Source organism: Kutzneria sp. CA-103260 (assembly GCF_018263855.1).
Classification (GTDB): domain Bacteria; phylum Actinomycetota; class Actinomycetes; order Mycobacteriales; family Pseudonocardiaceae; genus Kutzneria.
Map to the genome: position 1 here is coordinate 6,424,346 of NZ_CP073318.1, position 19,328 is coordinate 6,443,673.

Here is a 19,328-nt window from a genome sequence, read left to right on the forward strand (position 1 = left end):
GACCGGACACCCAGTGTGAAACCGGGGAAACCCTTGTCTCGTCCCGCATGAGTGGGTCGATTACGTTTCCCGTGCGGAAACGCCGCCCCTCCGAATGCGCGAGTCCCGCTCTCAGGCAGCCATGAACTCGACAGATGGCTGCCCCAGAGCGGGACTCGCGGGTCAGACGGCTTGGCTGCGGAGGGGCTCCGGCTCGGGCTCGCGGGCCTGCGGCACCGGAACGTCCATGGCCCGCACCAATTCGGTGCGTGATCGGACGCCTACCTTGCGATAGATCCTCGACAGGGTGGCCTCGACCGTTTTGACGCTGATGAACAGCACCGCCGCCACCTCACGGTTGGTGGAGCCGGCACGAACCAGCTCGGCAACTCGTTGCTCGGCAACGGTGAGCGCCACGGCGTGGTCGGCGCGGGCCTGCGCGCCGGCGCGGTCCAGCTCCTCGCGAATCCGTTCGGCCCAAGGAGTCGCGGCTATCGAGACGCAGATGTCGTAAGCCTCGGACAGCGCGGCCCGGGCGGCGGCCCGTCGTCGGCAGCGCCGTTCCACACCGGCCAGGACGATCAGGGTGCGGGCCCGGTCCAGGCCCGTCTGACGATCGGCGACGGCCCGCAGTCGCGCCACGCCGTCGTTGGGCAGACCCGAAGCCACCGCCAGCAACGCGGCGGCGCGGTCCAGGTTCGCGGCCACCGCGTCGCGCGCCAGGTCAAGGGCCTGCTTGGAAGTGTGGTCGATCAGCTCACGGGCGTCGTCCAACGCCCCGGTCGCCACCAACGCCTCGGCGAGGTCGGCGTGCCAGCGGACCACCGCCGGATCACGGATGTCCATCCGCCGGCCGATCTCGCCGACCCGGCACAGGGTCTCCACCGCGGCCGGCGCGTCGCCGGTGGTCAGCTGGATCTGGCCCAGCACAGCCAAGTTCCGCATCAGGTACAGCTGATCGCCGTCGGCCGCCGACTCTCGTGCCCCGCGCTCGGCGAACTCGGTCGCCGCGGCCACGCTACCGCCGTTGGCCTCGGCCACCGCGGCCGCGAACAGCGCGGGCGGGCAGCTGACGCCGGCCTCGGAGAACAACCGCATCGCCCGCCGCGCGGTGTCCACGGCCCGCCGGCACTGCCCGGCCCGGGACTGCACCTCGGCCAGCGTCACCATGATCGCGACGGAGTCCTCGACGGCCGCGGTCTCCTCCACCTTGCGCAGCAACGACAGCAGCCGCCGCTCGGCCCGGGCCAGGTCTTCGTCGTGCAGCTCCATCACGGCCTGCTGCCGCTCCAGCTCCCACGACTCGGCGACCGGATGCCGTTCGACGATCTCGAGCGCGGTGGCCACGGTCGCGCGGGCGGCCGGATCCCCGCACAGGGACTGGAGATGGGCCAGCCGGGTCAGCGCCTGCACGGCGGTCGCCGGGTCACCGGCCACTGTGGCCAGTTCGGCCGAGCGGCCGGCCTGTCTGGCCGCCTCCACGGTGTCGCCGCCGAGCAACGCCCGGCCGGCCAGCCACATCCGCAGCGGCGCCTCCAGTCCGGGATCGCCGGCCGCGTCGGCCAGCCCGTCGTCGATCAGCGGGCCGAGATCGTGCAGCGCCTGCCCGGCGTTGCGCAGCAACAAAAGCCGGGCCCGCACCCGCAGCCGGGGACCACGCGCGTCGGCCAGCACCGATTCGGCCGCGGTCCGGGCCTCGGCCCGCAGCCCGGCGTCGCAGGCGTGCTCGGCCGCGACCAGCCGCCGCTCGGCCCGGATCTGCTGGCTGTCCCACGGAGTTCGGTCGGCGGCCATCGCCGACAGCTCGGCCGCGGTCACCGGCGCGCCCCGCCGCCGGGCCGAGGCGGCCGCCGCCATCAGCGTCGCGGCCACCGACTCGTCCTCGTGCGGCTTGGCCAGCGCCAGGTGCCGGGCCCGCTCCACCGGCTCGGTCACCACGTCGGCCAGCCGGGCGTGGGCTTCGATGCGGCGGTGCGAGGGCGCCTCGGCGTAGATCGCCGCTCGGATGAGCGGATGTCTGAACCGCACAATGCCGTCGTCGTCGGCGACGGCCAGATCGCAGCGCTCGGCCGCGACCAGGTCGGCGACGGCGTCGGGATGTCCCGCGGCCCGCAACAGGGTCAGGCTCGGCCGGGTCGCGGCGCTGGCCAGCAACAGCGTGGCCTGCGCGCGTTCGCTCAACTCCCCCAACCGGTCCAGCAGCAGGGCCCGCAGCCGCCGCGGCACCGGCAGCGGCCGGCCCGGGCTGTCCGGCACGCCCGAGCGCAGCACCGCGCGGCCCAGTTCCAAGGCGTAGAACGGATTTCCGTCGGCCAGCTCGTGGATCTGCAGCACGGCGCCGTGCGGCAGCAGAACTCCGTTGTCCCGCAGCAACAACCGGGCCACCTCGCGCGGGGTCAGCGGCGGCACCGGCAGCTCGGCCACGTCCGGCGGGCACAGGCTCCGGTGCAGCGGCTGCTCCCCGTCCGGCACCCGCTCCGCGGCCAGCACCCGCAGCCGGTCGCCGGCCAGCCGGCGGGCGGCGAAGGCCAGCACCTCGGCGCTGGGCCGGTCCACCCACTGCAGGTCGTCGATGACCAACGTGACCGGGCCTCGCTCGGCCAGCAGTTGCAGCACCTGCAACACGGCCAGCCGCACCCCGAGCCGGCTCTGGTCGGAGCTCGGATGCTCGCCGCGCAGCAGCGCCGCGTCCAGTGCGGTGCGCAGCGGCGCCGGCAGCGTCGCGAGCAGCTCGTCGGAGACGTCGGCCAGCAGGTCGATCAGGCAGACGAAGGGCAGCCTGCGGTCCGACTCGGCGGGCGCGCAGCGCAGCACCGAGTCGCCGCCGACGGCCAGTTCGCCGGCGAGCGCGCCCAGCAGCGTCGACTTGCCGATGCCGGCCGGGCCGCAGAACAGCACGCTGCCGCCCACCAGGTGTTCCCGTGCCGAGTGCAGGAGCTCGGCACGTCCAACCGGGCCTGATTCATTCATGATGTGGTACCTCAACCGCAGGGCAGAGTTGGTACTCCACCATTCTCTTCGGCCACACACCGGTATTCCAACCGCGTATTCGTGTGAGCCGCTAGGCAGTACGGCCTACGACTTTCGTCGGTAGTCCACCAATTCGGGCGCGCCCCGGACCAGCGGGGACGATCACCGACAGCGGTGCAACGCATCCGTAACAACGGAGTCGCACAACCGGTTCGCCGCAGCCGTCATGGCTCAACAACACCGTGCTGGTCGCCATTTGTCAACGCGGTCCCAGCCGGTGGTGCGGCCTCGATTTCGCGGGCCCTCGGCGGCCGGGTCACGTACGGGCGGCACAGCCTGACCACAACAAGTCCGGGGGCCAGTAGCGGGACAACCGCCGAAAGGGTGGCCGCCGTGACCCCGGCGTGCAGCACGTCCCGCGGCATCAACACCACGCGGCGCAACACGAACGCCCGCCGCCCCGGCAGCGACACCACGAACAGCAGGGCGATGAACGCGGCCAGGCTGAGCAACGCCCGGTCCACCGCGCCGGCGTAGCCGATGCCCTCGGCCGCGACCATCACCGCCAGCCAGCCCAGCAACGCCGGCAACTGGTTGCGTTCGGTCGTCGACGCCCACAGCAGGCCGCCGGCCACCGCCAGCAGACCCAGCAGCGGCCGCCGATGCTCGGCCCGCAGCCAGTCCGTGACCACGTCCAGCCAACCGGTCGGCACATCGGCCCAGCCGAGGCCGCCGCGCAGCACGTCCAGCGGCGAGCTGGCGTGCGCGGCGAGCTGGCCGAAGATCCAGCACAGGGTCCACAGCGAGACGAGGGCGGCCACCCACAGCTGCCAGCGTGGGCGGCGCACCGCCACCTGCCACAGCCGGGCCAGTTCCCGCCGCCTGCCACCCTGCATGCGTTCGCCCCCGTGGTGTCGGTTTCCTGTCGATCGTGGCCGGAAACCCGGGCCAGCAGCCGGGATTGCGGCGGCCGAGGGCGTGTCGGCCACAGTGCGTGATCATCCTCACGCAGGCCTTTGCACCTGCCGAGGGATGCGGGAACAAGACGGCAACCCGTACCGTTGTAGGAAGCGGTTGGCCAGTACGTGTCCCCCGGGCCGCATCTGAAACAACCGGTACGGAATACCGTTCGGCTGGAGCCGTACTGCGTTACTCGCCGAGAGGCGACCTACTGGTCGGCCGCTAACCCGACGGGCGGGGTGCTCACCGAGCACCCCGCCCGTTTTGGCGTTCACCATGTCTTCCGTGACACAAGCCGAGATGCCCGCCTGGCGGCGGGAGACGCAGACCGAGCAGCGCTGGGCGGTCGGCGGCGCGATCCTCGTCGCCCTGTGCCTCCAGCTGCCGCTGCCGCAGACGATCACCTTCCTGCCGCTGTGGCTGCTGCCCGCGCTCACCCTGGCGCTGTTGGTCGCGCTGGTCATCGCCAATCCCGGGCGGATCAGCAAGCACAGCGGCATCGAGCGGCGGGCCGGCCTGGTGGTGGCGTTCCTGGTCAGCGCGGCCAACGCGGTCAACGGCGTGCAGCTGATCCGGCACATCCTGGACGGCGTCATCGGCGACAACGCGGTGGTGCTGCTGGCCACCGGGGCCGACATCTACGTCACCAACATCATCGTGTTCGCGCTCTGGTACTGGGAGTTCGACCGCGGCGGGCCGGCCATGCGGGCCCGCGGCGAGCGCGAGTACCCGGACTTCCTGTTCCCCCAGATGTCCAGCCCCGAGCTGGCCCCGAAGGACTGGGAGCCGTGGTACCTGGACTACCTGTACCTGTCGTTCACCAACGCCACCGCGTTCAGCCCGACCGACGTGCTGCCGATGCGCCCGTGGGCCAAGCTGGCGATGATGGCCCAGTCGATGGTCTCGCTGGTGATCGTGGTGCTGGTGGTGGCCCGCGCGGTGAACGTGCTGCACTGAGGGAATCCCACCCAGTCCCGGAAAAGCACGGAGCCCCCGTCAAGGACGGGGGCTCCGGTTTCCCGTCACCAGGGGGGAGGGGTGACGGGAGGTCTGTGTTGTTCGAACTAGGACCAGCCTAGGGCATCCGACGCAGAGAGCAACCCCCGGGCCCCGGAATCCTGGCGATCGACCACCAAAAAGCTACCCGAGGGGCGACTTGACTGCACACAAGTGCTCCGAAAACGTTTACAACGCCACCCCTTGCGCGCGTTTGTGAACACCCCGTTCGGCGTTAGCCATCTGTGATCAACACCACAGTCGACCTCCAGTCCGCGCCACATCGTGGGCAACACCCAACATGGGCGATTCGTAGAATGGAGACATGAGCGCCCCGGACCGGACCACCTCGCTGGAACTGCCGGAGCGGATGCTGCGCATACCCAGCTTCCTGTTCGTGCACCTGGCCAAGCAGTGGCGCCGGCTCGGCGCCCAGTTCGACCACGACCTGCGCGGGCAGCACCTGATGATCCTGGCCTCGCTGGAGGACCACGGCGCCTCCTCACAGAAGGAGATCAGCGAGCGGTTGGGCATCGACGCCAGCGACCTGGTGGCGCTGCTCGACGATCTGGAGAAGGCCGGGCTGGCCAACCGGAAGCGGGACGAGCGGGACCGCCGGCGCTACGCCGTGATGCCCACGCCCGCCGGAGCCAAGACGCTGCGACAGCGACTGGTCGACGTGGAGCGACTGAACGAGGAGATGCTCGCGCCGCTGTCCCCGCAGGAGCGCGACGAGCTGCACCGGCTGCTGCTCAAGCTGTTCGAGAACCACCGCTGACCTTCCGAACACGGAAAGGCCCGGGCCACTGAGAGGTTCGGGCCACCGACATGTTCCGGGCCCGAATACAGGTGTGGGCTGGCGCGGTCCCTGCCACCGCGCCAGCCCACCGGTCAGGTGTCCGGCGTGGTCCCTGCCACCACATCGGCACCTGGTCTGCGGAACTTGTCGTTCCACGAGGTCTACGTGCGGCGAACGCCCTAGCTCACCAAGCTTCACTCGAACGGCTGAGCAAGCGGCCGGAACGACCAGTCGTCACGTGACGTAGATAACGGCAAACCGGCCGTGACAGCAAACGTTGTTACACCGTAGACACAAACGGGGCACACGGTGCCGTGTGTCGCAGGAGATTTTTTCGCGAAGCTAAGTGAATTCGCAACTTCTTCCTGTTGTGCCTACGAGAGGACGGCAATGCGACAGCACCCACCGGGCCAGACCTACGAGGTCCCGGCCCGGTTCTGGGAGGAGTGCGCCAAGGTCCGGCCGCAACTGGTCGGGATCGCGGCCCGGCACACCGTGGGCAGCGGGCAGGCCGAGGACATCGTCCACGACGCCCTGCTGCGCGCCGCGCACTTCTCCGAGCTGGACCTGGACCGCCTGCACCCGTTCCTGGTGACCGTCGTGAAGCGGCTGTGCGTGGACGAGGCCCGCCGCCGCAGCACCGCCACCCGGGCCCACTCGCACACCAAGCTCGACCCGCTGGCCGACGCCGACCCGGCCGAGCTCACCTGCGACCGGGCCGAGGCCGACTGGGTGGCGTCCACCCTGGCCCGGCTCACCGCCTACGAGCGCGAACTGGTCGGCCTGGTCGCCGACGGCCACCCGCACAGCGACATCGCCCGCATGCTCGGCACCACCCCGCGGGCCACCCAGACCGCCATCCACCGGGTCCGCGGCAAGATCAAGTCCTGGGCCCAGTAGCCCAACCCCGGCGAGTCCCGCTCTCGCGCACACCGAATGTCGGTTTCCGGCACATCCGAAGACCACATGTGCGCCACATTCGCGCCCCGACGCCACATGTGGTCCACATGTGGCGTCGGGGGGCGGCGGTGCAGATGGCGACATGCGCCTCCCCCGGTGGGAAGGCGCATGTCGTGTGTCCGGGGCCTACATTCGGTGTGTCCCAGAGCGTGACTCGCGGGGGTCAGTAGCCGCCGCCTCCGGAGCCGGAGGTGCCGGCGGTACCGGTGTTGTTGTTCGGGTCGGTGCCGGCGGTGCCACCGGGGTTGTCGGCGGGCGGCGGGGCCTGCGGCACGGTCGGGGCCGGCGGCGGGGTGGACGGCACGCAGGTCAGGTTCTTCTTGCCCTTGGAGTCGATCACCCACCAGGTGTTGCCGACGCCCTGGCCGGTCCACTTGCCCGGCGTCTTCTCGTTGGAGAAGTTGTACAGCGGCCAGCCGGCCAGGGTCACCTGCATGGTGCCGTCGGGGCGGGCCACGGTGCCCACCAGGGACGGGTCGACGCCGGAGATGGTCGGGGTGCCGTTGGTCAGCACCGGCGGCCAGATCAGCGCGCAGGTGTCCACGCAGTTGGACTTGGGCGGGTTGGCGGTGTCCTTGTCGAAGCGGTACAGCACGAATCCCTTGCTGTCCTCGATGACCGAGCCCATCTTGGGGATCTCGGTCGAGGTCAGCTGGGCCGGTCCGAGCGCGTTCGCGGCGGGCGGGGCGCCGGCCGAGGAGGTCGGCGCGGCCGGGTTGGCGGTGCCCGGAGCGGACGAGTTCGAGGGCGCACCCAGCTGCACGGTGACCGGGGCTTGAGCGGCGGCGTTCGTCACCGAGCCGGGTCCGGGCTGCGCCTGGTTCGCTCCCAGCTCCTGGATGCCGAGCCAGGTCAGCGCGGTCACGGCGGTCAGGCCGCTGGCGATACCGATCGCGATACGACGGCCTCGTGTCACGAGAAGCCTCCGTGGGTAGGTGGTGGTGCCTTGCTGCCCACCTCTACGACTTCCCCGCGCCGGCGGTTCACCGCCGCGTTCAGAAAAGATCAGGCGATTCGCGTGGTTGATCCGACACCGGCTGTGATGTTCACCCGCTCGTGACCGACTCCCAGGTTCCTCCAAGGAAGCGTCCAGCGTGCTCGCACAGTGGGCCGCCTAACTGAACGTGGGCTCGATCCAGAGCCGTTACCGCGACTGGGGTCAGGTGGTCTGACATGAGTGGAGCGGCCGTTGCCGGCGAGACCGACACGAGCGCCCGAACCGGGCAGTGGTCGGTCGGCAGGACCGCGACCGTGGACATCGTCGTTCCGGTCTACAACGAGGAACGCTCGCTGCCCGGCTGCGTCGAGGTGCTGCACGGCTTCCTCACCGAGCAGTTCCCGTTCGAGTGGACGATCACCGTGGTCGACAACGCCAGCACCGACGCCACCCAGGAGGTGGCCAACGACCTGGCCGACAAGTACCCCGGGGTGCGGGTGCTGCACCTGGACCGCAAGGGCCGCGGCCTGGCCCTGCGCAAGGCCTGGGGCTGGAGCGACGCGGACATCGTGGTCTACATGGACGTGGACCTGTCCACCGGGCTGAACGCGCTGCTGCCGCTGGTCGCACCGCTGGTCAACGGGCACTCGGACGTGGCCATCGGGTCCCGGCTGGCGCCGGGCTCGCGCACCATCCGCGGCCCCAAGCGGGAGATGATCTCCCGCTGCTACAACGCGATGATCCGGCTCTCGCACGGCGCGAAGTTCTCCGACGCCCAGTGCGGCTTCAAGGCGGCCCGCACCGACGTCATCCGACGGCTGCTGCCGCACATCGCCGACGACTCCTGGTTCTTCGACACCGAGCTGCTGCTGCTGGCCGAGCACAACGGGCTGCGGGTGCACGAGGTGCCGGTGGACTGGGTGGAGGACATGGACACCCGGGTCAACGTGACCAAGACGGCCACCGAGGACATCCGCGGCCTGATCCGGGTGGCCCGGGCCAAGGCCACCGGCGCGGCCCAGGTCGCGGACCTCCCCCGCCGCCCGGACCCGAAGCCGGAGCACCCGGACGCGGTGGTGGCCCGCCGCGAGACCGGCCTGCTGTGGCAGCTGCTGTCCTTCGCGGCGATCGGCGCGGTGTCGACGGTGGCCAACCTGCTGCTGTACGGCATCATGCGCACGTGGTGGCCGGCACTGGTGGCGAACTTCGTCGCGCTGACCGTGACCACGCTGCTGAACACCGAGGCCAACCGCCGCTTCACCTTCCTGCGGTCGGCCGGCTCGCCGAGCCGGATCCACCTGCAGGGCCTGATCGTGTTCGCGCTCTACTACGCGTTCACCTCCGGCGCGCTGCTCGCGCTGGGCGCCTTCGACCCGACCGCGTCGAAGGCGACGGAACTGCTGGTGCTGCTGGCGTCCTCGCTGATCGGCACCGCGGCCCGGTTCGTGCTGCTGCGCGCCTGGGTCTTCAAGAACAAGGAAGGAAACGCATGACGACGGCCGCAGAAGCGACCGCGCCACCGGCGGGCCCGGCGACTCCCAGCGAGTCGCCGGGCCGTTCGGTGCGGTGGCGTCCGTACGCGCTGGGGGCGATCCTCGTGGTCGCGGCGCTGCTGTACGGATGGGACATCTGGGGAACCGGCTGGGGGAACGAGTTCTACTCGGCGGCCGTGAAGTCCATGTCCGAGAGCCTGACCAACTTCGTGTTCGGCGCGTACGACCCGGCCGGCGTGGTCACCGTCGACAAGCCGCCGATGGGCCTGTGGCCGCAGGTGGTGTCGGTGTGGATCTTCGGCTTCCACCAGTGGTCGCTGGCCCTGCCGCAGGCGATCGAGGGCATCGCGGCGGTGTTCCTGTTGCACCGCACCGTTCGCCGCTGGGCCGGCGAGAACGCGGCGCTGATCGCCGCGGCCGTGCTGGCGCTGACGCCGATCACCGTGGCCATCGACCGGGTCAACAACCCGGACGCCGCGCTGACCCTGATCTGCGTGGCCGCCGCCTACGCCTTCACCCGGTCCGTGGAGGTCGGCATCCCGGCCCGCAGCGCGACGAAGTGGTTGCTGCAGGCGGCTTTCTGGGTGGGCTGCGGCTTCCTCACCAAGAGCCTGGCGGCCTGGATGATCGTGCCGGCGCTGGGTCTGGGATACCTGTTGGGGCGCAACGCCTCCTGGGGCCGGCGGATCGTGGACCTGCTGGCGGCCGGCGGTGTGCTGCTGGCGAGCTCGTTCTGGTGGGTGCTGCTCACCGTGGTGTGGCCGAGCCCGAAGCCGTACGTGGGCGGCAGCACCGACGGCGGTGAACTGTCGCTGATCTTCGGCTACAACGGGCTGGGACGGGTGTTCGGCGAGAACATCGGTCGCGGCGGCGCCGGCGGTGGCGGCGGTGGCGGTTTCCCGGGCGGTGGCGCTCCCGGCGGGGCGGCTCCGGGGGGCGGCGCTCCCGGCGGTGGTTTTCCGGGCGGTGGCGGCGGTTTCGGCGGCAGCCGGGGCGGTGGCGGCGGCGGCTTCGGCGGCTTCGCCCAGGGCAACGGCATCACCCGCATGTTCGGCGACGAGGTCGGCGGCCAGATCAGCTGGCTGATGCCGCTGTGCCTGTTCGTGTTGGCGGTCGTGGCCGTGATCGGCGTGATCTCCTTGCGCCGCAGGCTTCCCGCTGACCACCAGCAGCGCGCCGGCTGGTACATGTGGGGCGCGTGGCTGATCGTGCTGAGCCTGGTGTTCAGCTTCCAGCAGGGCATCTTCCACCAGTACTACACCACCCAGCTGGGCCCCTCGATCGCCGCGCTGACCGGTGGCGGCCTGGTGTTGCTGTGGCGCCACTACCGGCGTCCGACCGGCTTCAGCTGGCTGCTGCTGCCGGCCGGCATCCTGATCACGGCGGTGTGGGCCTGGGTGCTGATCTCCCGTGACACGTCGTGGAACGGCTGGCTGCGCTACGCGGTCGCGGTCGTCGCCGGCATCGTGGTGATCGGCCTGGTGCTGGCCAAGCTGGTGAACCTGCCGGGCGTTCGGGTGCTGGGGGTGCTCGGCATCGTCGCCGTGCTGCTGGCTCCGGGCGTGTGGTCGGCCGCCGCGGCCATCGACTCCGGCAGTGCCGGCGGTCCCGGCGGCCTCGCGACGGCGGGCCCGCCCGGCGGTGGGTTCGGCGGCTTCGGTGGCGGCGGCGCTCGTGGTGGCGGCGCTCGCGGCCGTGGTGACGCCGGCAACCGTGGCGGCACCGGCGGATTCCCGGGCTTCCCCGGCGGCCAGCAGCCGACCGAGGAGCAGCTGGAGCAGATGATGCAGCGCTTCGGCGGCGGCCGCGGCGGCGGCAGCGGTCTGACCGCCGACGACCAGAAGATCCTCGACTACGTCGTGAAGAACGCCCCCAACGCCAAGGTGAAACTGGCCATCGAGGGTGGCGCGATGGCGTCGGAGACCTACATCGTCAACAGCGACGTGACGGTGATCGGCATGGGCGGCTTCATGGGCAGCGACGACGCTCCCAGCGTCGACCTGCTCAAGCAGTGGAAGTCCGAAGGCAACCTCGGTTTCGTGCTGACCAGCGCGGCCGGGGCGACCGGCGGCGGGGCCCGTGGCGGCGGCATCGCCGAGCAGCGGACCCAGTGGGTGCAGCAGAACTGCAAGGTGGTGCCGTCCAGCACGTACGGCGTGACCGCTTCGTCCACTTCGGAGCAGGGTGGCGGGTTCCGCGGCGGCGGCGACACGCTGTACGACTGCCTGGCCAAATAGCCAGCGCCGACAGGGCTGGGGAACAGCGGCGGGACCCCCGGACGGGCGGTCCCGCCGCTGTTCTCAGCTTCTTCCCAGCGACCTCACAGGTTGGCCGACCAGACTTGCCGGGTGGACACTCCGACCGCGGGGCCGCCGGCGACCGTCCTGGTCGTCGACGACGAGCCGAACATCCTGGAGCTGCTCTCGGCCGCGCTGCGGCTGAGCGGCTTCGACGTGCACGCCGCCGACACCGGTGTCGCGGCGCTGTCGGCGGCGGCCCAGGTCAGACCGGACATCGTGGTGCTGGACGTGATGCTGCCCGACTACGACGGCTTCACCCTGGCGCGCATGCTGCGGGCCGGCAACGACCGGGTGCCGGTGCTGTTCCTGACCGCCCGGGACGCCGTCGAGGACCGCATCGCCGGGCTCACCGCCGGCGGCGACGACTACGTGACCAAGCCGTTCAGCCTGGAGGAGGTCGTGCTGCGGCTGCGGGCCATCCTGCGCCGCACGCACGCGCTGGACGACCCCGAGCCCAACGACGGCCGGCTGCGCTACGCCGACCTGGAACTGGACGAGGACGCGCACGAGGTGCGCCGCGACGGCCGGGAGATCCGGTTGTCCCCCACCGAGTTCAACCTGCTGCGCTACCTGCTCGTGAACGCCGAGAAGGTGGTGAGCAAGACCCAGATCCTGGACCGGGTGTGGAACTACGACTTCGGCGGCGACAGCCGGATCGTCGAGTCGTACATCTCCTACCTGCGGCGCAAGGTGGACGGCGAGGGACCGCCGCTGCTGCACACCATTCGCGGCGTCGGCTACACCCTGCGGCTGCCGCGGGCCGACGGCGACCACTGACATGGCCCGCCGACCCTGGACGCTGCGCACCCGGCTGCTGGTGTCGCTGCTGGCCTTCGCGGCCATCGGGCTGGCCCTGTTCGGCACCGTGACCGGGTTGCTGCTCCAGCAGTCGCTGATGGCCAGGATCGACGCGCAACTGCGGGACAACATCGCGAAGACGACGACCCGGGACCGGCCGCCGCCGCGGCACGGGCCGGTGATCAACTCGCCGGCGCTGCCGACCAACTTCCGGATCTACTTCTTCAAGCCGGACGGGACCCCTGACACCACGCTGACCCCGGACCAGCAGGAGACGGTGGCGCCCCAGCTGCCGACCATGTCCGTCGCCTCGGTGCGGCAACACGGCTCGACCCCGTACACCACCGACGACGCCGGCACCGGGTCCGGGCAGTGGCGGGTGGCCGTCGCCGTGCAGCAGCCGAACATGTGGCAGCCAGCGGGCGGAACCGTGGCCGTGGCGGCGATGCTGGACGACACCCAGTCCACTGTAGTCACCATGGCCGGCGTCGAACTGGCCGCCGGGGCGATCCTGTTGCTGCTGCTCGGTCTCACCGGCCTGATCGTGGTGCGGATCGGGCTGCGGCCGCTGACTCGGATCGAGACCACCGCGCAGGCCATCGCCGGCGGCGAGCTGGACCTGCGGGTCGCCGACACCGATCCGCGGACCGAGACCGGCCGGCTCGGCTCCTCGCTCAACGTGATGCTGGCCCGGATCTCGGCGGCGCTCACCGCCAGCGCCCAGTCCGAGCAACGCCTGCGGCGCTTCGTCGCCGACGCCTCCCACGAGCTGCGGACTCCCCTGACTTCCATCCGCGGCTTCGCCGAGCTCTACCGCCGCGGCGGCGCGCCGTCCCCGGCCGACGTGGAACGGCTGATGGCCCGCATCGAGAGCGAGTCCATCCGGATGGGGCTGCTGGTCGAGGACCTGCTCATGCTGGCCCGCCTCGACCAGGAACGCTCCCTCGACTTCGCCGAGGTCGACCTGCTCGTCGTCGCCGCCGACGCCGTGCACGACGCCCGCGCGGCCGCGCCCGAACGCCGGATCGTGCTGGAGTCCCCGCACGGCGCGGTCCGGGTCATCGGCGACGAGCACAAGCTCCGGCAGGTGGTGATGAACCTGGTCACCAACGCCGTCACCCACACCCCAGCCGACGCCGCCGTCCGGGTCGCCGTGCGGCAGGAGCGGACCCGCCCCAGCGACCACGCCGTGGCCGTCGCCGGCGGCGAGCTGCCCAAGACCTCCCGCTTCGCTGTGCTGGAGGTCATCGACTCCGGTCCTGGCATCCCCGAGGACCAGGGCAAGCTGGTCTTCGACCGGTTCTACCGCGCCGACCAGGCCCGCTCCCGGGCCAACGGCGGCTCAGGCCTGGGTCTGGCCATCACCGCCGCGATCCTGGAGGCCCACTCCGGCCGCATCGAACTGCTCAGCATTCCCGGCCAGGGCACCAAGTTCCGCGTCCTGCTGGCCCCCGCCTGACCCCGCGAGTCCCGCCCACAGTCACACCGAACTGCATGAATCCGTTTCATACAGTTCGGTGTGACGCTAAGCGGGACTCGCGGGGGTTCGGGTGGCGTGTTCCACCAGGTTGATCAGGACGTCGCGGACGGCGAGCCGGTTGTGCACGTCGCAGTCCACGATCGGAACGGCTGGTGGCAGCCGTAGGGCCGCCCGGATCTCGTCGACGTCGGGACCGTCGGCGTCGGGCCCGCGGTTGACGGCGACCACGAACGGCAGCCGGAACTGCTCGAAGTGGTCCACGGCCTCGAAGCACTCGGCCAGCCGGGCACAGTCCACCAGCACCACCGCGCCGATGGCGCCGCGGATGATGTCGTCCCACATGAACCAGAACCGGTTCTGGCCCGGCGTGCCGAACAGGTACAGCACCAGCCCTTCGTCCAGGGTGAGCCGGCCGAAGTCCAGCGCCACCGTGGTGGTGAGCTTGCCGCTCAGCGCCGTGGCGCCGTCGAAGTCGCGACCCATCGCGGTCAGCTCGGCTTCGGTGGTCAGCGGCTCGAACTCGGACACCGCCCCGACGAACGTCGTCTTGCCCACCGCGAACCCGCCCGCGACAACGATCTTGGTGGACCGCATCGGCCGCGGCTCGTCCCCGGTCACGGCGCCGATTCCGCGTTCGTTCTCAACTCGGGCGTCAGCAGCCGCCCGACCTTCTGCCGCAGCGCCATCATCTCGTAGGCGAGCACGCCGATGTCGCTGTCCGGCGAGGCCAGCACCGCCAGGCAGGAACCCTCGCTGACGGTCATCGTCACCAGCAGGCCGCGCCGCATCTCGACCACGGTCTGGTCGACCTCGCCGCCCTCGAACAGCGTCGCCGCGCCGTTGGTCAGGCTCTGCAAGCCGGACACCACCGCGGACAGCTGGTCCGCCCGGTCGCGCGGCAGCGAGTCGGAGGCGCTGAGCAGCAGGCCGTCGCTGGAGACCACGACGGTGTGCGCCGCACCCGGGGTGCCCCGGGTGAACGAGCTGAGCAGCCAGGTGAACTCGTCCGGTGTGGACGGATTCGCGGATGTCACGGGGTGGCCTCTCCAGTGGTGTCGGGTGAGTCGGCGGCGGTCGGCACGCTGCCCCGCAGCAGCAGCGCGCCCCTGATGCGGCGGGGCAGGCCGGCCGCGGTGAGTCCGGCGCTGACCGGGGCGTCGAGGCGATCCCCGGTGCGCCAGAGCGAGTCGACGTCGGCGCGCCAGATCCGGTCGTCGTCCTGCCGGCCGGTGGAGCGGAACCACGCCGAGGCGACGGACTCGTAGAGCGGCGTGCCCTCGGCCGGTTCCTCGTCCGGCCACGCGTGTTGCTCCTCGGCCTGGACAGCGGGCGGCCCCTGGCCGGGCCCGTGCTTGCGGGCGGCGATCACCGTGGCCACCGCGAAGTTGCGCTGCCGGACCACCGTGCCGACCGGCTGCGGCAGCACGGGTGCGGTCGGCAGCGGCACCTCGTCGGCCGGGCGCAGCAACTCAGCCGGCAGCTCCACCTCGGCCACGGTGCCGCCGCCGGCGTTCGCCCGCAGCCGCACGGTGATTCCCCGCCGGGAGGCCAGCCGGCTGACCACGAACAGGCCCATGCGCTTCGACGCGGCCGCCTCGATGGACGCCTGGTCGGTGAGCTGCTGGTTGAGCGCGGCGAGCTCGGCCGGCGGCAGCCCGACACCGTTGTCCGCCACAGCGATCCGCAACGCGCCGCTGCGCGCGGTCGTGCACGCCACCGCGACCGTGGTGTCCGGCGCGGAGAACGCGGTGGCGTTGTCCAGGAGTTCGGCCAGCAGGTGCACGATGTCGCTGACCGCCGCGCCGACCACCACCGACTCCGGCGTCGGCTCCAGGGTGATCCTGGTGTACTGCTCGACCTCCGACACCGCCGCCCGCAGCAGGTCGCCGACCGGCACCTGCTGGCTGGTGGTCCGGCGCAGCGTGGCGCCGGCCAGCACCAACAGGTTCTCGCTGTTGCGCCGCATCCGGGTGGCCAGGTGGTCCAGCCGGAACAGCCGGTCCAGCCGGTCCGGGTCCAGCTCGTCGGCCTCCATCGTGTCGATCATCTTCAGCTGGCTCTGCACCAGGCTCTGGGTGCGCAGGGACAGGTTCACGAAGATCTCGTTGACCTGGTGGCGCAGCGCCGCCTGGTCGGCGGCCAGCCGCACGGCCGAGGCGTGCACCTCGTCGAACGCCCGGGCCACCTGGCCGATCTCCTCGGTGGTGGTGACCGCCACCGGGACCGGCCGCAGGTCGTCGGGGTTGGGCGTGTCGTGCGCGAACCGGTCGATGATGCCGGGCAGCTCCCGGTCGGCGACCTCCAGCGCCCGCCGCCGCAGCGTCCACAGTGGACGGATCATGGTCGTCGCGAAGTAGAGGGCGATGGCCAGGCCGAGCAGCAGCGCGCCGACGACCAGTGCGACATCACGCAGCGAGCTCGTCCAGGACGACGCGCCGATGCCGTCCACCGCGGTCCGCAGCGACTCGGCGAGCGTGCCCTCGAACGCGGTCAGCTGGTCGACCACCGGCTGCGCGGCCTGCTGCCACGCCTGCGGCGAGAGCGCGAGCGACCGCCCGGACTCGGCCCGGGACAGCGCGGCGTCGCGGAGCTGGCCGAGCCGGTCCTGGCCGCCGACCACGCCGTCCAAGGCGCTCTGGCCGTCCGCGGCCAGCGTCTGGCGCAGTTCGCCGAGGGCGTCGTCGGCCAGCGCGGCGGCGACGCGAACCGTGGCGACCGCGTCGGGCTGGGCGGTCCCCCGCGTCGTCGCGGCGGCCAGCACGGTCTTCTCGATCTGCACCTGCTCGATCGCCTTGCCCACATCACCGAGCGCGGCCGCGGTGGTGCCGATCCCCGAGTCGCCGACGTCATCCCGTTCCGGCACCCCGATGGCCAGCAGTGGGGCGATGAGCGCCGAGTAGCCGGCCAGCACCTCGGACGAGCCAGGGCCGTCCGATCCCACGGAACGACGCGTCGCATCGAGGTCCCGCAATCGCTTGCGGGCGTCGGCGACATCGTCCGCGCCGGCCACCTCGGCGTCGCCGGCCAGTTCCGTGTCCAGCGCGGCGACCGCGCCGTCGACTTCCGCCCGGGCCGCGGCCAAGTCCTTCGCCGCGGCGCCGGGCACCACCGCGAGGTCCCGTTCCCGTTGCAGCGCATGCACGACGACAGTCGCCCGGGCCGCCACCGCCACCCGCCCGGTGAGTCCCGACGCCCGGTTGGCGAGGGCTAGTTGGGCGCTGGCCTGTGTGGCCCCCAGCACCGCCGCGACCACCGTCGGGGTCAGCAGCACCATCGCCAGCTTGGTGCGCAGCGGCCAGTCGGCGATGCGCCGGATCCGCCACCTGAACGCGCCGATGATCAGCTCATGACGCCCGCTGGAGGCGGTCAACACGATCACTCCCTGGCTCGCCTGTGGCCCCACCACGACACGACTGTGGGACACGACCTCGGATTAGGCGGCCATTCCTAACGTACCGTGACCAAGAGCGCCAGGGTCCTTCGGCAAGCACCACTCTTACAGGTGACAGATCCCGCTTGGGGCGTAACATGATGCCGTGCGACGCCCACGCTGCGCAGACCTACCCAGGGACAACCCGATGTTACGTTCGGTAGTCGAAATCAGGCCCCCGGCAGGGTGTCGCCCTGCACGGCCTGGATGTCCAGCTCCACCCGCAGCGTCGCGCCGATGGCCCCGATGCCGGCCCGCAGCACCTGGTTGTAGGTGATCGCGAAGTCGTCCCGGTGCAGCTCGGTCACAGCGTGGAATGCGGCCCGCGTGCCACCCCAGGCGTCCGGGCCGGTGCCCAGGTAGGTGAGGTCGAGCTGCACCGAGCGGGTGACGCCGTTGAGGGTGAGCTCCCCGTCCAGCGCCCACCGCTCCTCGCTGAGCTGGGCCAGGCCGGTGCTCCGGTAGCTGATCACCGGATGCTGCTCGACGTCCAGGAAGTCCTTGGAGCGCAGGTGGTCGTCGCGCATCTTGTTGGCGGTGTCGATACTGGCCGCCCGGATCTCCGCGGAAACCGAGGACCGCTCGACCGGCTGCGCGATGGTGACCGTGCCGCCGAAGTCGTCGAACCGGCCGCGCACGCTGGACATGCCCAGGTGCCGGGCGGCCACGTTGATCGACGAGTGCGCCGGGTCGATGGTCCACACGCCCGGCGGCGGCAGCTCGGCCCCGCCGACCCGGTTCAGTGTGATGGTGCCGAGCGGGGCGGAACCGCTGGCGGTGACCATCGCGGTGCGGGCGACCGGCGCGTAGCCGGCGGCGGTGAGGATCGCGGTGTACGTCCCGGCGGGCAGCACGTCGGTGCTGACCACGCCGTCCTGGTCGGCCCCGCTGCGCGCGACCTGGTTGCCGGACAGGTCCGTGACGGTGAGCACCGCGTGCTGCACGGCCCAGCCGTCGCCGGTGCGGATCAGCGCGTGCACGCCTTCGGCCTGGCTCATGGCGAATCCCCTTTTAGAAACTCAACTCGATGTCGTGCCTGCTCTGGTTGCCGCCGGCGATGCGCAGGGCACTGGCCGCCGGCGGGTAGCCGGTGGCGATGATCGTGTACTCGCCCTCGGGCACGTCCTCGAAGACGTAGCTGCCGTCGGGCTCGGTGGCGGTGGCGGCCAGCACCGTCCCGTCGGCGTCGACCAGGGTGACCCGGGCGTCGGGCACCGGCCGGTCGCCGCCGACCCGGACCACGCCGCGCACCCGCGCGCCGCCGGCCAGCTCGACGTCCTGCGTGACCCGGCCGGTGGCCGGGACGACCACGGTCATGGCCACCGGCCGCAGCGTGGCGGCGCTGACCGCCAGCGTGTAGCTGCCGGCCACCAGCTCGTCGAACGCGTAGCAGCCGTCGGCGCCGGTGACCCGCGAGGCCACGACCTCGCCCCGACCGTCGGCCAGCGTCACCGCCGCCGACGGCACCGGGGCGCCGCCGGCCGAGTGCACCAGGCCGCTCAGGCCGCTGGTGCCGGTCAGCGTCACGTCGATCCGCGAGCCGTTGGGTTCCACCATCACGGTGACGGCCTGGGGCTGGTGCCCGGGGGCCGTCACGATCAGCACGTGGCCGCCGCCGGCCGCCACGTTGAAGTGATACGTGCCGTCCACCTCGGACGTCGTCCGGCCGACCTGCCGCCCCGCCGAGTCGATCAGCGTGAGCGCGGCCCGCCCGATCAGCGCGCCGTCCGCGCCGATCACCCTGCCGCGAATGAGCGAGGAGTCCATCAGTGCCGCTCCTGTTCCGTGCCCGTCGCGAAATCCTCCAGCACCTCGAGCGCCCGGGCCAGCGCACGCACCTGATCGGCTGGCAGTCGGCTGATCCGCTCGGCGAGGTAGCCGGTGCGGATGCCGCGCATCCGCTCCAGCAGCGCCTCCCCGTTCGGGCTCAGCGCGACGTTGCTCACCCGCAGGTCCTTGGTGCTGCACGTCCTGGTCAGCAGCTCGTGCTCGACCAGCCAGTCCACCAGGCGGGACATGGTGGCGGCGGCGATGCCGACCCGGTCGGCCAGGTCGCTGATGCGCAGCGGCCCGTGCTCGGCCACAGTGGCCAGGGTGACCAACCGGGTCGGCGTCAGCTCGTCGCTCGCGGCGTGCGTCTTCATCCGGTGCGAGATGGCGCTGATGGCCATCTGCAGCCGGCCGGCGAGGTCCTCGTCGTCACGTACAACGCTGGACGTCACGACT

General features: G+C 71.5%; 16 protein-coding genes. 7 read left to right on the forward strand and 9 right to left on the reverse strand.

Annotated features, from left to right (window positions below):
* Positions 1 to 162 precede the first annotated feature (162 nt).
* Positions 163 to 2,949: a helix-turn-helix transcriptional regulator gene (locus JJ691_RS28140; protein WP_211762628.1), complete on the reverse strand. Its 2,787-nt coding sequence runs from the start codon at positions 2,947 to 2,949 to the stop codon at positions 163 to 165.
* A 224-nt stretch (positions 2,950 to 3,173) separates the two neighbouring features.
* Positions 3,174 to 3,845 (reverse strand): hypothetical protein, encoded by a 672-nt coding sequence (locus tag JJ691_RS28145; protein WP_211762629.1) that lies wholly within the window; start codon positions 3,843 to 3,845, stop codon positions 3,174 to 3,176.
* Positions 3,846 to 4,185: 340 nt separating this feature from the next.
* On the opposite strand from JJ691_RS28145, the gene JJ691_RS28150 reads away from it, so the two are divergent.
* The 3 genes from JJ691_RS28150 to JJ691_RS28160 all read left to right on the forward strand — a co-directional run bounded on the left by JJ691_RS28150 (position 4,186) and on the right by JJ691_RS28160 (position 6,604).
* The gene (locus JJ691_RS28150; RefSeq protein ID WP_211762630.1) at positions 4,186 to 4,866 is read left to right on the forward strand and encodes a DUF1345 domain-containing protein; all 681 of its coding nucleotides are present in this window, start codon (positions 4,186 to 4,188) and stop codon (positions 4,864 to 4,866) included.
* A 364-nt stretch (positions 4,867 to 5,230) separates the two neighbouring features.
* Positions 5,231 to 5,683, forward strand: a complete 453-nt coding sequence (locus JJ691_RS28155; protein ID WP_211762631.1) for a MarR family winged helix-turn-helix transcriptional regulator — start codon at positions 5,231 to 5,233, stop codon at positions 5,681 to 5,683.
* Positions 5,684 to 6,094: 411 nt separating this feature from the next.
* A complete protein-coding gene (locus JJ691_RS28160) occupies positions 6,095 to 6,604 on the forward strand; it encodes an RNA polymerase sigma factor (protein ID WP_211762632.1) in 510 nt (169 codons plus the stop codon).
* 223 nt (positions 6,605 to 6,827) lie between these two features.
* Here JJ691_RS28160 and JJ691_RS28165 read toward each other — a convergent pair whose 3' ends face one another.
* On the reverse strand, positions 6,828 to 7,580 hold the full coding sequence (locus JJ691_RS28165; RefSeq protein ID WP_211762633.1) for a hypothetical protein: 753 nt from the start codon (positions 7,578 to 7,580) through the stop codon (positions 6,828 to 6,830).
* 257 nt (positions 7,581 to 7,837) lie between these two features.
* Between JJ691_RS28165 and JJ691_RS28170 the strand changes: the two genes are divergently transcribed.
* The 4 genes from JJ691_RS28170 (at position 7,838) to JJ691_RS28185 (ending at position 13,651) form a co-directional block, all read left to right on the forward strand.
* Positions 7,838 to 9,094 carry a bifunctional glycosyltransferase family 2/GtrA family protein gene (locus tag JJ691_RS28170; RefSeq protein ID WP_211762634.1) on the forward strand — a complete coding sequence of 419 codons (1,257 nt, stop codon included), beginning with the start codon at positions 7,838 to 7,840 and terminating at the stop codon, positions 9,092 to 9,094.
* Positions 9,091 to 11,331 (forward strand): ArnT family glycosyltransferase, encoded by a 2,241-nt coding sequence (locus tag JJ691_RS28175; RefSeq protein WP_211762635.1) that lies wholly within the window; start codon positions 9,091 to 9,093, stop codon positions 11,329 to 11,331. Before JJ691_RS28170 ends, JJ691_RS28175 begins: the two co-directional genes overlap by 4 nt.
* A gap of 111 nt (positions 11,332 to 11,442) precedes the next feature.
* Entirely contained in the window at positions 11,443 to 12,171 is a 729-nt protein-coding gene (locus tag JJ691_RS28180) for a response regulator transcription factor (protein ID WP_249227063.1), read from the forward strand.
* 1 nt (position 12,172) lies between these two features.
* Positions 12,173 to 13,651: a sensor histidine kinase gene (locus tag JJ691_RS28185; protein WP_211762637.1), complete on the forward strand. Its 1,479-nt coding sequence runs from the start codon at positions 12,173 to 12,175 to the stop codon at positions 13,649 to 13,651.
* Between the two features lie 66 nt (positions 13,652 to 13,717).
* Here the strand turns inward: JJ691_RS28185 and JJ691_RS28190 are convergent, their stop codons facing one another.
* From JJ691_RS28190 to JJ691_RS28215, 6 genes are all read right to left on the reverse strand, one after another.
* The gene (locus tag JJ691_RS28190; protein WP_306291319.1) at positions 13,718 to 14,290 is read right to left on the reverse strand and encodes a GTP-binding protein; all 573 of its coding nucleotides are present in this window, start codon (positions 14,288 to 14,290) and stop codon (positions 13,718 to 13,720) included.
* Complete coding sequence (locus tag JJ691_RS28195; protein WP_211762638.1) at positions 14,287 to 14,706, reverse strand: roadblock/LC7 domain-containing protein; 420 nt, start codon at positions 14,704 to 14,706, stop codon at positions 14,287 to 14,289. The genes JJ691_RS28190 and JJ691_RS28195 overlap by 4 nt, the downstream gene beginning before the upstream one ends.
* Positions 14,703 to 17,045 (reverse strand): sensor histidine kinase, encoded by a 2,343-nt coding sequence (locus JJ691_RS28200; protein WP_211762639.1) that lies wholly within the window; start codon positions 17,043 to 17,045, stop codon positions 14,703 to 14,705. The genes JJ691_RS28195 and JJ691_RS28200 overlap by 4 nt, the downstream gene beginning before the upstream one ends.
* Positions 17,046 to 17,272: 227 nt before the next feature.
* The gene (locus tag JJ691_RS28205; RefSeq protein WP_211762640.1) at positions 17,273 to 18,100 is read right to left on the reverse strand and encodes a YceI family protein; all 828 of its coding nucleotides are present in this window, start codon (positions 18,098 to 18,100) and stop codon (positions 17,273 to 17,275) included.
* Positions 18,101 to 18,113: 13 nt separating this feature from the next.
* On the reverse strand, positions 18,114 to 18,869 hold the full coding sequence (locus tag JJ691_RS28210) for an MSCRAMM family protein (RefSeq protein ID WP_211762641.1): 756 nt from the start codon (positions 18,867 to 18,869) through the stop codon (positions 18,114 to 18,116).
* Entirely contained in the window at positions 18,869 to 19,324 is a 456-nt protein-coding gene (locus JJ691_RS28215; RefSeq protein ID WP_249227065.1) for a MarR family winged helix-turn-helix transcriptional regulator, read from the reverse strand. Before JJ691_RS28215 ends, JJ691_RS28210 begins: the two co-directional genes overlap by 1 nt.
* Positions 19,325 to 19,328 lie beyond the last annotated feature (4 nt).